The organism is Sphingomonas sp. CD22, assembly GCF_034556155.1.
GTDB lineage: Bacteria > Pseudomonadota > Alphaproteobacteria > Sphingomonadales > Sphingomonadaceae > Sphingomonas.
Genome location: NZ_JAYDYX010000003.1, coordinates 52619 through 65023 on the forward strand (window position 1 = coordinate 52619; position 12405 = coordinate 65023).

9 protein-coding genes are annotated in these 12405 nt (G+C 69.1%); 4 read left to right on the forward strand and 5 right to left on the reverse strand.

The window, feature by feature from the left end; genetic code table 11:
• The first annotated feature begins 183 nt into the window (after positions 1 to 183).
• Together SFC76_RS06615 and SFC76_RS06620 are read left to right on the forward strand one after the other, a co-directional pair.
• Positions 184 to 2223, forward strand: a complete 2040-nt coding sequence (locus SFC76_RS06615; protein ID WP_322848700.1) for a TonB-dependent receptor — start codon at positions 184 to 186, stop codon at positions 2221 to 2223.
• A 47-nt stretch (positions 2224 to 2270) separates the two neighbouring features.
• The gene (locus SFC76_RS06620) at positions 2271 to 3293 is read left to right on the forward strand and encodes an alanine racemase (RefSeq protein ID WP_322848701.1); all 1023 of its coding nucleotides are present in this window, start codon (positions 2271 to 2273) and stop codon (positions 3291 to 3293) included.
• Here the strand turns inward: SFC76_RS06620 and SFC76_RS06625 are convergent, their stop codons facing one another.
• The 4 genes from SFC76_RS06625 to SFC76_RS06640 all read right to left on the reverse strand — a co-directional run bounded on the left by SFC76_RS06625 (position 3294) and on the right by SFC76_RS06640 (position 9984).
• Positions 3294 to 4262, reverse strand: a complete 969-nt coding sequence (locus SFC76_RS06625; RefSeq protein WP_322848702.1) for a 2OG-Fe(II) oxygenase — start codon at positions 4260 to 4262, stop codon at positions 3294 to 3296.
• Between the two features lie 87 nt (positions 4263 to 4349).
• Positions 4350 to 7610 carry a TonB-dependent receptor domain-containing protein gene (locus SFC76_RS06630; RefSeq protein WP_322848703.1) on the reverse strand — a complete coding sequence of 1087 codons (3261 nt, stop codon included), beginning with the start codon at positions 7608 to 7610 and terminating at the stop codon, positions 4350 to 4352.
• A 186-nt stretch (positions 7611 to 7796) separates the two neighbouring features.
• Entirely contained in the window at positions 7797 to 8969 is a 1173-nt protein-coding gene (locus SFC76_RS06635) for an acetyl-CoA C-acetyltransferase (protein WP_322848704.1), read from the reverse strand.
• A 13-nt stretch (positions 8970 to 8982) separates the two neighbouring features.
• Positions 8983 to 9984, reverse strand: a complete 1002-nt coding sequence (locus tag SFC76_RS06640; RefSeq protein ID WP_322849082.1) for an alpha/beta hydrolase — start codon at positions 9982 to 9984, stop codon at positions 8983 to 8985.
• A 107-nt stretch (positions 9985 to 10091) separates the two neighbouring features.
• Between SFC76_RS06640 and phaR the strand changes: the two genes are divergently transcribed.
• Both phaR and SFC76_RS06650 read left to right on the forward strand, forming a co-directional pair.
• Positions 10092 to 10652: a polyhydroxyalkanoate synthesis repressor PhaR gene (phaR, locus tag SFC76_RS06645; RefSeq protein WP_322848705.1), complete on the forward strand. Its 561-nt coding sequence runs from the start codon at positions 10092 to 10094 to the stop codon at positions 10650 to 10652.
• An 18-nt stretch (positions 10653 to 10670) separates the two neighbouring features.
• Positions 10671 to 10847, forward strand: a complete 177-nt coding sequence (locus SFC76_RS06650) for a hypothetical protein (protein WP_322848706.1) — start codon at positions 10671 to 10673, stop codon at positions 10845 to 10847.
• Between the two features lie 327 nt (positions 10848 to 11174).
• Here the strand turns inward: SFC76_RS06650 and SFC76_RS06655 are convergent, their stop codons facing one another.
• Positions 11175 to 12356, reverse strand: coding sequence for an aspartyl protease family protein (locus SFC76_RS06655; RefSeq protein WP_322848707.1), 1182 nt, complete (start codon positions 12354 to 12356; stop codon positions 11175 to 11177).
• Positions 12357 to 12405 lie beyond the last annotated feature (49 nt).

The window sequence follows — 12405 nt, forward strand, 5'->3', positions numbered from 1 at the left end:
AGCGAAATTCCTCCCCCGCCAGGGGGAGGAATTGTCATCGTCCACGACATGAATGTCGATCGGTCGTAGTAGGTGATGAGGTCGCGAACCAATCCGTAATCCCGCAGGCGCTTGCCGGTACATCCACCTGAATCAGTGCGGTTCTTCATTCTCCTCGCCGACGGAAACCGCCATGGGGGCGCGATGCGTCTCCTGCTTCCCGCCGCCGTCCTGCTCGCTTCGGCGATCGTCGTCCCCGCTCTCGCACAGGCCGGCCCGGACCCGGCGCCCGATATCGTCGTCACCGGCCGCGGCCTGCCCGATTCGCCGGGCGAGCGCGCGTTCGACATCGTCACGATCGATCGCGACCGGCTTCAGGCCAATGCCAGCGCGCGGCTGGAGAGCGTGCTCGCCGACGTCGCCGGGTTGCAGCAGTTCCGCCGCTCCGACAGCCGCACCGCCAATCCGACCAGCCAGGGCATCACGTTGCGCGGCATCGGCGGCAATGCCTCCAGCCGCGCGCTGCTGATCCTCGACGGCGTGCCGCAGGCCGATCCGTTCGGCGGCTGGGTCGCCTTTCCGGCCTATGCCACCGGGCGGCTCGGCCAGGTGCGGGTGACGCGCGGCGGCGGCAGCGGCTATTTCGGCCCCGGCGCGCTCGCCGGCACGGTCCAGCTCGACAGTGCGACCCCCGACCAGCTGGCGCCGCTCGACGCCAGCCTGTTCTACGGCAGCCGCGATTCGGTCGAGGCGCAGGGGTCGGCGGCGCTCGTCCGCGACGGCGGCTTCGCGACGCTGTCGGGCGCCTATGCACGCGGCGACGGTTTCGTGCCGACGGTCGCGTCGCGCCGCGGCCCGGTCGATCGCGCCGCGCCCTACGAACAGGCGTCGGGCGCGCTGCGCACCGTCGTGACGGTCGCGCCGTCGACAGAAGTGCAGGCCAATGTCAGCGCCTTCACCGACCGACGCGACCGCGGCACGGCGTTCACCGCCAATCGTTCGGACGGCGCCGACGCCAGCCTGCGCCTCGTCGGCCGCGGCGCCTGGGGCTGGTCGGCGCTCGCCTATCTGCAGACCCGTGCCTTCGCCTCCAGCTTCGCCAGCATCAACGCCGCGCGGACGACGATCAGCCAGTCGCTCGACCAATATAACACGCCGGCTACCGGCCTCGGCGCGCGGCTGGAGGTGCAGCCGCCGGTCGGCGCGGCGATCGACCTGCGGCTCGGCGCCGACATCCGCGACGTCTCCGGCAAGACGCAGGAGCTGTTCACCTTCGTCAACGCCAGCCCCACCCGCCGCCGCGAGGCGGGCGGATCGACCCGCACTCAGGGCCTGTTCGCCGATGGCAGCGTCGCGCTCGGCGACCTGACGCTGACCGGCGCCGGGCGTGTCGACTGGTGGCGGATCGACGGCGGCTATCTCAGCGAGCGGCCGCTCGCCGGCGGCGCGGCGCTGACCGACAATCGCTTCGCCGATCGCGACGGCAGCGAATTCACCGGCCGGCTCGGCGCCGCCTGGCGCGCCGCCGCCGCGGTGACGCTGCGCGCCGCGGGCTATCGCGGCTGGCGGCTGCCGACGCTCAACGAGCTGTATCGTCCGTTCCGGGTCGGCAACGACGTCACCACCGCCAATGCCGGGCTTTCGCCCGAACGGCTGACCGGGATCGAAGGCGGCGTCACGCTGACCCCGTTCGCCGGCGCCAGCCTGGCGGCGACGCTGTTCCACAACCGGCTCGACGACGCGATCGCCAACGTCACGCTCTCCTCGACGCCGACCAGCGCCATGCGCGTCCGCCGCAACCTCGATGCGATCCGCTCGACCGGGGTCGAGGTCGATGCGCGTTATGCGACCGGGCCGTTCACCGCGCTCGCCTCGTGGAGCCATGTCGACGCGCGGGTGCGCGCATCGGGCGCGGCGGTGGCGCTCGACGGCCTGCGTCCGGCACAGACGCCGCGCGACGCGCTATCCGGGACGCTCGGCTGGCGGCAGCGGCGCGCGGCGGTGTCGGCGACGCTGCGCCATGTCGCGCGCCAGTTCGACGACGACCAGAACAGCCGCAGCCTTGCCCCCGCGACGACGCTCGACGGCTATGCCGCGCTGCCGTTGACGCGCGTGCTGACGATCGAGGCGCGCGCCGAGAACGTCTTCGACGCCCGCGTCGAGGCGGGGATCAGCGGCGCGGATATCGTCGAACGCGCGACGCCGCGGACGCTGTGGATCGGGGTACGCGCGCGGCTCGACTGAGCCGCCGTACCTCGACGCCGGCCATCGGGGCGATTACACGCCCCCGCGTGACCCTTCCCCTCCGCCTCCGCCTCGACCGCCATGCCCTCGCCGACAATTGGCGCGCGCTCGACCGGATGAGCGGCGCGGCGGCGTGCGGCGCGGCGATCAAGGCGGACGGCTACGGCCTCGGCGCGACCGCGGTTGCGGAACACCTCGCCGCCGCCGGCTGCCGCGACTTCTTCGTCGCGACCTGGGCCGAGGCGGCGCGGCTGGCGCCGCTCGGCCTGCCGCTGTCGGTGCTGCACGGCGTCCGCGCCGAGGATATGCCGCTGGCGCTACAGGGCATCGCGCGCCCGGTGCTCAACAGCGAGGCGCAGGTCGCGCGCTGGCGGACGGCGGGCGGCGGCGCCTGCGACGTGATGGTCGATACCGGCATCAACCGGCTTGGCGTGTCGCCCGCGGCGGTGCGCGACGGCCTGCTCGACGGACTGGGGATCGAGACGCTGATCAGCCATCTCGCCTGCGCCGACGAGGACAGCGCGATGAACGATCGCCAGCGCGCCGCCTTCGCGGCGCTGGCGGGGGTGACGCGCGCGCGGCGGATGAGCCTCGCCAATTCCGCCGGCATCGCGCTTGGGCCGGACTATGCCTTCGACCTCACCCGCCCGGGGATCGCCTTGTACGGCGGCATCGTCCGGCCGGAGTTCGCCGGCACGATCCGTCAGGTGGCGACGCCCGAGGCGCAGGTGCTGCAACGCCGCACCGTTCCCGCCGGCGAGACGGTCGGCTATAACGCCACCTGGACGGCGCCGCGCACGACCGAGGTCGCGATCCTCAACCTCGGCTATGCCGACGGCTATGTCCGCGGCTTTTCCGACGCCGGCAGCGCGGCGGGCGGCACGTTGCCGGTGATCGGCCGCGTCTCGATGGACCTGATGGCGCTCGACGTCACCGCCGCGCCCGGTCTGGCGGAAGGGGATTGGGTCACGCTCGATTTCGCTTTGCCCGCGGCGGCGGCATCGAGCGGGATGTCGCAATATGAGCTGCTGACGCTGCTGGGGCAGCGCTATGCGCGGGGGTGGGTGTGATCAGACCGCCTCGGGGCCGGTCCACACGTCGAACGGCCGCGCGCGGATCCACCGCGTCGCGAGCCATTTGACGCCGCTGCGGACGGGCTCGCCGGCGTGGCGGGCGGTGGTGAGTGGCCGACCCTGCGCGTCGACGTTATCGAAGATGATCGCATCGCCGGCTTTTGGGCGGATAGTCAGGCCGTGGTCGGGAAAGGTCGTCTCGCCGCCGCCGAACCCGTCGTTGAGATAGACGAGGACCGTTGTGACCCGCTGGTTGCGGACATGGGGCAGGATATCGGCGTGAAGCCGGAACTGCTGGCCTGGGCGGTAGCGCAATATCGTCAGCGCCTCGCCCTGCGACACCTGGGTGTGGCTGAGCGCGGCGATCCGCACGTTGATCGCACGGATCACCGGGTCCTCCCGCACCGGGCTGAGCACCGCCGCGTCCGACGTGCGGATCGGGTGCGGGATCGGCCGTCCGGTTTGCGGGTCGACGACCGCGGCCGGGGCCAGCAGGTCGTTCGCGGCATTGGCGATGTGCGCGCATTCGGCGGCGGTCAGTGCCGCGGACACGCGGCGAACGCTGCTGTCCCTGGTGAGGGGTTCGATCTCGGGCGGACCGGCGGGAAGGCCGTCGTCGGTGATCGCCATCGCCGACAGCAGCATCTGGAGATGCCGGGCATGCGGGTCGCCTGCCGCGGTCGCTACTGCGAGAAGCCGCATCGCGCGGCGCCAGTCGGCGGTCGCACCGGTGCCGTTCGCCGCGAGCGCGATCTCGATCAGCCGTGCCTCGGCATGGCCGCCCTCCGCTGCCCGCCGCAACGCCGCGCGTGCCGCTGGCAGATCGCGGGGCAGGGGGCTGCCCTGGAGCAGCCACAACGCTTGCTGGAATAGCGCGTCGCCGTGATCGGCCGCCGCGAGCCGGGCGACCGTGGCGATTGCTTCGGCGACGCGGCCGGCGCGCATCATCGCATCCACAGCGGCCATCGGGTCGTTCTGCATCCGTGGAGACTGAACGAAAAAAGGGCCGGTGGAAACCACCGGCCCTAGTTTTGTCGTTGCTATCTAAGCGACTTAGAAGCGAGCGGTCACGCCCGCGTAGAAGCGGCGGCCGATGTTGTCGAAAATGGCGCTGCCGAAGCCGATGCCGGTCGCCCCGAGCGGCGGCAGGCGATCGGTCAGATTGTCCACACCGAGATAGAAGGTGGAGCGCTCGCCGATGTCGATGCCAAGCTTGGCACCGATGTACAGCACGTCCGGGTAGAACGGGATGTCATAGTCGTCGAGATTCTGTGCCGGGCGACCCTGGAACGCGACACGGTTCTCGATGGCCCCGACGGACTGCTTCGACAGATAGCGGAACTGCGTATCCAGCGAGATCACGCCGAAGTCCGCCCCGAGATTAACCGTGACCTCATCCTTGGGATAACCCAGCTCCCCGACGACCGTGTCGGCGAAGCCCGGCTGCAGCGGGTTGAGGAAGCTGCTGCTCTCCAGAAGATGCGTATAGATCACCTGGCCCGAGAGCCGCGTCTCGCCGACCCGGTGCGAGTAGGAAAGATTGGCGTCGATACCACGGCGCTTCAGACTCGCGTAGTTGAGCGGGTTGTCCAGCAAAGCACCTTCGATGATGCGGTAGGATTGTTCGCCGTTCGGCCCGGTCTGCCCCGCTGCCACGCGCTGGAATTGGGCGCAGAACTGATTGTCCGTGATCGACGGCGAGTCGTAGCAATTGTTGACCGTTCCCTGAGCACCGGCCGAGGTGATGACGTTGTTCACCTTGATATTGTAGTAATCGACCGAAAGCACCAATCCCGGCGCGAAGGTCGGTGAGATCACGGCGCCGTAAGTGTAGGAGTCGGACTTTTCCGCGCGCAGATTGGCATTGCCGCCGCTGAGAATCTCGAGCGACTGCACATACTGGTAATTGTACGACGTCGGGATGCCCGCCGCCGCGCAATTGGCCGCCCGGAATTGGGTGCCGCGGCCCAGGTTGTCCGCCGAGCAGGGGTCGCTGAAATTCGGTGCGAAGTTCTGTCCAGCCGAAGCGTACAATTCGCTCAGATTCGGCGCGCGCACCGACCGGCCGTAATTGGCGCGCAGACGTACACCCTCGACCGGTGCGTAGATGGCATTGAGGTTGTAAGTATAGACGGTGCCCGCCGAACCCTTGTAGTCCGAGACACGGCCGGCGGCGCCGACCGTCAGCTCCTTGATGAGCGTGATGTCCTTGAGCAGCGGAACGCGCAACTCGCCGAACGCTTCCTTCACTTCGAACGACGGCGGGTCGAACTTTGCCAGCGCGTTGTAGAAGGTATAGCCGGCCTGGACGTAGGGATCCGCCTGGAAGTAGTTCGTCTCGCGGCGATATTCTGCGCCGAGCGAGAAGCCCACGGCGCCGCCCGGCAGATTGAAGAACTTCGACGAATCGCCTGAGACGTTGGCGAGCAGGTCAAGCTGCGTGATCTTGCCTTCCGATACGGTGTTGCGCAGCACGTAGTTGCGCGATGCATCGGAGATGCCGCCGGTGCCGAATGGATTGAGCGGCTGGCAATTGGCGATATCGCTGGCAAGGTTTGCAGCGTTCCCGCCGAGATCCTCACCGAAAGCGAAGCGGGAGGCATCGAGCTGCGACCCGCAGACGATCTGCCCGGCAGGATTGCGCACCGCGTCGAGCGCGAGGCTGAGCCGCTGTACGTCGACGTTGCCGAGGACGCGGGTCCGCTCCTTGAATTCGCCGTAGTTCGCCGACACTTCGTAGTTGAACGTCTCGGCGAAGTCGCCGCGCACGCCGCCTACGAAGCGGTAGGTTTCACGCCGCGCATCCTCGCGACGCGACCCCAGGTCGGTCAGGTTCTTGCGCAGGATGAAGCGATAGGCGCCGCTGTTGATCTGCGCGCGCAACGTATCCGCCTGAGCGGCGGTGATCGCCGCACCCGTGGTGGGGTTGAGGCCTGCGTTGACCGCCTGCAATGCCTGCGCCGTCAGGACCGCACGCGAGTCGGTGCTGAGGAAGGGGTTGTCCAGACGGGGGCGCTCATAAAGCGCATCGATCGTCTGACCGGTGTAGAATGCCGGGCCCGAGCCGCCGAGGCTGACCGAGTCGACGCGGACGTATTTCGCCTCGAAGAACGGCACAAACGCGTCGGATACGGCAAAATGCCCGAGCAGGTTGGCCGAATACCGGTCGAGCTGCGGGAGGAGCTGGACGAGCGTGCCTTCACGGCGAGTGTTGCCGTTGCCACCGATGAACGCGCCGGACGGCGCGGCCGAGGGTGCGGCCGCCGAACCGTTGGCGATGCCGACGCGGGTGCCGGTCTCCTGCACCAGTGAGCCGCCGGGCTGGAACAAATAGTTGCAGGTATAGGCGCGTCCCAGCGGATCGCGACCGCACAGCGCTTGGGAGTTTGCGCCGCCGGGTGCACCCGCGAAGGACACGAGCCCTCCGTCATAGATCGTGGCGCTTCGCACGTTGCGGAAAAAGACCGCGTCGGGAACGCCGTCGTAATTCAGCTTGCCGTCGACGCCCACGCCTGACGGATCGACGTTGGTCGTGACGAACGTGTCGTTCTGGCGATAGGCCTTGCGGTCGGAAGCGAACAACGCCTCCGTGCGGGCATATTCCAGGTTGCCCGCGATATTGCCGCGATCGTCGGCAAAATTCTTGCCGCCGGTCAGGCTGACGAAATAGCTACCGGCGTCCTTTTCGTCGCTGACGCCGCCTTGTGCACGAATCTGCAGACCTTCGTAATTCTGCTTAAGACGGAAATTGACCACGCCGGCGATCGCGTCGGAGCCATAGACCGCCGAGTTGCCGCCCGTGACGAGATCGACGCCGTCGACCAGATCGGTCGGGATGGTGTTGACGTCGACCGAGACCGCGTTGTTGAGGATGTCCGCACCGACATGGCGGCGGCCATTGACCACGACGAGCGTACGCGACGTGCCAAGACCACGCAGGTCGAGCAGGTTGAGGCCGCCGGTACCCAGGAAGCGCGTCGAGTTCGACTGGCTATAGGTGCTGGTCAGCTGCGGCAGGTCGTTGAGTACGTCGCCGATCGAGGTTCGTGCGGTCTGCGTCAGTTCGGCGGCCGACACCGTCGTGATCGGCACGACCGACACGGCGTTGGGCGAACGGATGCGCGACCCGGTGATGACGATCTCCTCGCCCGAACGCTGAGCCGGTTCATCCTGATCCGGCGCGGCCATCGACGTACCAGCGGTGTTGCTGCCAGCCTGCGGCGCACCGGCTTCGGGCGCCGTCTGCGCAAAGGCGTTGGTGGCGAGCAACATCCCGCCCGCGAGCGCACTCGCGGAGAGCAACCAGTTCTTCATGTCAGTCCCCTGTTTTCAGGCTTTGCGCCTTGTCAGGAGGCCTTGTTGGCGTACCCGGACCGATCCGGACAAGCCGGTTTAAAGTGGAAACAATTGTAATCGAGCGGTTTAACCAAAAGTGTCGCTAAAATGACACAAAAATTACAGCTTATATGTCCGGATGTTGCGCATTCGTCAGCGTGTGCATCACCGCTCCACGCACATCGCGATCCCCATCCCGCCGCCGATGCACAAAGTCGCCAGGCCCTTCTTCGCGTCGCGCTTCTGCATCTCGTAGAGCAGCGTGGTCAGCACGCGCGCGCCGCTGGCGCCGATCGGGTGGCCGATGGCGATCGCGCCGCCGTTGACGTTGACCTTCTCCGCATCCCAGCCGAGCTCCTTGCCGACCGACAGCGCCTGCGCCGCAAATGCCTCGTTCGCCTCGATCAGGTCGAGGTCGGCGATCGTCCAGCCGGCCTTTTCCAGCGCCTTGCGCGATGCCGGCACCGGGCCGATGCCCATCACCGACGGGTCGACGCCGGCGCTCGCCCAGCTCCTGATCGTCGCCAGCACCGGCGTGCCGCGCCGCTCGGCCTCCGCGCGGCTCATCAGCACCAGCGCGGCGGCGCCGTCGTTGAGGCCGCTGGCGTTGGCGGCGGTGACGGTGCCGTCCTTCTTGAACGCCGGGCGAACGCCGCCGACGCTCTCGATCGTCGCGCCGGCGCGGATATATTCGTCGTCGGCGACGATCGTATCGCCCTTGCGGCCCTTGATCGTCACCGGTGCGATCTCGTCCTTGAAGCGACCGCCGCCGCGCGCGGCCTCGGCCTTGTTCTGGCTGGCGACCGAGAAGGCGTCCTGGTCGGCGCGCGTCACCTGATATTGCTCGGCGAGGTTCTCCGCCGTGATGCCCATGTGATAGCCGTTGAACACGTCGGTCAGGCCATCGACCACCATCGTGTCGACGAGGCTGACCGTGCCCATCTTGGTGCCGCCGCGCATCGTCTGCGCATGCGCGCTCATCGACATGCTCTCCTGCCCGCCGGCGACGACGATCGAGGCGTCTCCGGTCTGGATCGCCTGACAGGCGAGCGCGACCGCGCGCAGCCCGGAACCACAGACCTGGTTGACGCCCCACGCCGGCACCTCCTTGGGAATGCCCGCCGCCATCGATGCCTGCCGCGCGGGGTTCTGGCCCTGCGCCGCGGTCAGCACCTGGCCGAGGATCACCTCCGACACGTCGGCACCGTCGACGCCGGCCTGCGCGAGCGCCGCCTCGATCGCGATCCGGCCCAGCTCGTGCGCGGGGGTGGCGGCGAAGGCGCCGAGAAAGCTGCCGACGGGCGTGCGCTTGGCGGCGGTGATGACGATCTCGGTCATGATGATCCTGCTCCTATTGTGATCCGTGTCTACCCGGCGGCAGCGCCGCGATCCAGTGCGCGAGCGGCTCCCACAGCATCGCGCGGCCGCGCCCGCCGACGATCATCCCGACATGGCCGAGGCCGAGGTCGCGCCGGTCGGCGAGCCCCGCCGCGGTCGCCGCGGGTACGATCCGGTCGGTGAGCGAGACGAATTCGACCGCCGGGCATCCGAGCCGCTGCGGCGCTGCGGCGCCGCCGCGGACGATCCAGGCGCCAGTGCCCGGCGCATCCGCGGCGACGAACCGCTCGAACAGATCGCGCGCCGCGGCGAGCGGCAACGGCGCGCCGGCATTGGCCCAATCCTCCAGCCGGACGAAGGCGCGCGCGGCCTCGCCGTCGGGGTCGAGCCGCCCGAACGATTCGTATTTGGCGACGGTGCGCGCCGGATCGAGCCGCCAGAAGCCCGCCTGCAACACCTCCATCGGCAGCACGCCCAGCGCCTCGGCGGTCGGCTTCGCCGCCTGCCACAGGTCGAGCATGCCGGGCGCGGCATCGCCATAACCGGCGAAATGCCACGGCGCGGCGATCGTCGCGAGGCCGGCGACCGGCGTCGCCCCCGCCGCTGCCATCGCCATCGTTCCCCCCAGGCAATAGCCGACCAGCACCGGCGGCTCGTCGAGCTGCTCTATCAGCGGCAGCAGCAAGGATTCGATATGGCCGGTCATGCCCATATCGCGGTCAGCGGCGCCCGGCTCGCCCCAGTCGACCAGCGCGACGCGGCAGCCTTGGCCGGCCATCCAGCGCACCAGCGACGCCTCTCCGAGGTCGAGGATCGCGGGCGGGTTGATCAGCGACGGTACGAACACGACCATCCGTCCACGCCCGCCGTAATAGCGCAGGCACGCGCGCCCGGCGGTGGCGAGCGCCGGCATCGGCGCGGGCGGGGCAGGGCGGGGCGCCTGCTGATAGGCGGCGAGCCCGGCGAGCGCCGCCGCGGTCCGTGCCGGATCTGCTGCGGTTTCGCTGCGCAGCATGTCGAGGAACAGCGGCAGGGGGCGCGGGCCGTGTTGCGGTGCGAAAAATTGCGGCGTACCATCGGCCTCAGTCACGGCAAAGGACCGTCGCGCGACAGGGGAGCGGTATGAAGAAGCAGGCCAGGGCCGACGGACTCGTCATCGTCAAGAAATACGCCAACCGGCGCCTCTATAATACCGAGACCTCGTCCTACATCACGTTGGAGCATCTGGCGACGATGACCCGCGAAGGGCGCGACTTCAAGGTCGTCGACGCCAAGACCGACGACGACATCACGCACAACGTGCTGACCCAGATCATCATGGAAGAGGAAAGCCGCGGCCAGACGATGCTGCCAGTCAGCTTCCTGCGCCAGCTCATCTCGATGTACGGCGATTCGATGCAGGCGATGGTGCCGGGCTATCTGGAGGCGTCGATGGACAGCTTCCGCCGCAACCAGGAACAGTTCAAGTCGGCGGTCGAGGGCGCCTTCGCGCATTCTCCCTTCGCGGAAATCGCCAAGCGCAATCTGCAGATGCTCGAAGTCGCCGCGCAGGCGTTCCAGACGCCGGCGGTCGCACCCGTCACACCGGCACCGTCGCCCGCCCCGGCGAGCAAGGACGACCAGATCGCCGCGCTGAAGGCGGAACTGACGCGCTTGCAGGACAAGGTCGAGAAGCTGGGCTGAGCGCGGAGGATGCCGGCGATGTTCTGGGCGGCGGGCGCCGCGGTGCTGCTCGCGCTTGCAGCGGGGATCGCCGACCGCCGCCGCCGGCTGCGCGCCGATCCCGACCGCGTCGGCTTCGTCGACTGGCGTACCGTCCAGATGGCGGCCTTGCTCGCGACGATCCTGCTGGTGAGCATCGGCCTGCATACGCGGTAGGTGAGGTGTCCTCCGCGACCGGGACGGAGAATCGCGAGAAGCAAGGTGTCACGATGCCTGCGCTTTGCCGCGGAGTGAGCAGGAGTGTTCACGCGAAGGCGCGAAGGCGCGAAGGCGCGAAGGGAAGAAAAAGATCGGTTCGCGCAGAGGCGCGGAGGCGCAGAGATGTTACGCCCGGCGCGCAGCGCCATACATTCAGCGATCAGGAAGACTGAAGGCCGCTGGCGCGGCCGGACCGCCTCTGCGCCCCTGCGCGCAAATCCCTTCTTCTTCTCTTCGCGCCTTCGCGCCTTCGCGTGAACCAATCTTCTCCTGCTGCCGTCCGCCTCAATAGAATTGCCGCAAGGTCAGCGTCCGCACCGTCCCGTCGCACAGGCCCAGCCGCACCGCCGTCCCCGGCGCGCCGATCGCCCATTTCGCCAGCGCGCTGGTCGGATAGTCCGCGGTGACAGGCTGGTCGTTGATCCGGCAGATCGTCTCGCCGGGCTGCCAGCCCGCCGCCGCCGCCGGTCCGCCCCGCATGACGTGCAGCACCTTCAGCCGGTCGCGCTCCAGCCCGACCAGCAGCCCGCTGGTCGAGCGCAGCGGCGGGGTGTTGGCGTCGGGGCCGGGCTGCAGCACCATCCGCCCCGCACCGGGATCGAGCAGCACGCGGTAATTCTGCAACAGCCCGGAGCCGATCCGCCCCGCCACGCCGATCGTCTCGGAGAAACCGGCGGCCGGCTCCACCCGCGCCTCGACGTTGCGCGCCACCTGCTGGCCGAGCGACACCGCCGGCAGGATGGCGAGCGTGCTCACCGTCTCGCCGGCGAGGCCGAAGGAGATCGTCGTCGTGGTCGGCAGCTTCGCGATCCCCGCGGTCCTGGCGGAGGCGGCGGACAGCGTCAGCGCCGATCCGTCGCCGGTGTCGACGATCATCGGCGCGATGCGCTTGCCTGCGATCGTCGCGCTGCTCTCATAGACGCGGCGGCCGGGCGAGATGGTCAGCGGCGCGATCGCCCCGACGAACGGCAGCCGCCCCGACGGCAACAGGCGAAAGCGGTGGTTCGCGTAATCGATGTCGAGCGCTTGACCGCCGGTGACGTCGCGGCCGATCAGCATGTCGACCGCCTGCGCGCTGCCGGTGGCGAGCGCGGGCAGGTCGGCGACGGTGACGCCGCCGCCGGTGCGGGTGAGCCCGCCGATCGCCAGTCGCCGCGTCGCCAGCCAGCCGACCGCGACCGCGCCGTTGCCGCCCCCGCCGATCGCGGTCGCCTGACCGTTGGCGGTGACCCGCGCCGGATCGGCGGCGGCCGATTTCGCGGCGAGCACCGAATAGCTCACCCCGGTGTCGAGGATCGCGGTCACCGGCCGTTCGTCGAGCGTCAGCGTGAAGCGGATCTGGTTGCCCGGCGTCAGATCGAACGCCACCCAGCGCGCCTCGCTGTCGGCGGCGAGCGTGACGACGCCCTCGCGCCCCGCAGGCTGGGGCGCGGCGGCGAGCAGGGCGAGGGGCAGGAGCAGGTGCATCGGCCGATCCTAACGGCGGAACGCCGGCGCTGCCACAAGGGGTTCGTTC

Coding starts and splice junctions, on each gene's coding strand:
- SFC76_RS06615 (WP_322848700.1), top strand. CDS start 184: ATGCGTCTCCTGCTTCCCGCCGCCGTCCTGCTCGCTTCGGCGATCGTC.
- SFC76_RS06625 (WP_322848702.1), bottom strand. CDS start 4,262: ATGGCCGCTGTGGATGCGATGATGCGCGCCGGCCGCGTCGCCGAAGCA.
- SFC76_RS06630 (WP_322848703.1), bottom strand. CDS start 7,610: ATGAAGAACTGGTTGCTCTCCGCGAGTGCGCTCGCGGGCGGGATGTTG.
- SFC76_RS06635 (WP_322848704.1), bottom strand. CDS start 8,969: ATGACCGAGATCGTCATCACCGCCGCCAAGCGCACGCCCGTCGGCAGC.
- SFC76_RS06640 (WP_322849082.1), bottom strand. CDS start 9,984: ATGCTGCGCAGCGAAACCGCAGCAGATCCGGCACGGACCGCGGCGGCG.
- phaR (WP_322848705.1), top strand. CDS start 10,092: ATGAAGAAGCAGGCCAGGGCCGACGGACTCGTCATCGTCAAGAAATAC.
- SFC76_RS06650 (WP_322848706.1), top strand. CDS start 10,671: ATGTTCTGGGCGGCGGGCGCCGCGGTGCTGCTCGCGCTTGCAGCGGGG.
- SFC76_RS06655 (WP_322848707.1), bottom strand. CDS start 12,356: ATGCACCTGCTCCTGCCCCTCGCCCTGCTCGCCGCCGCGCCCCAGCCT.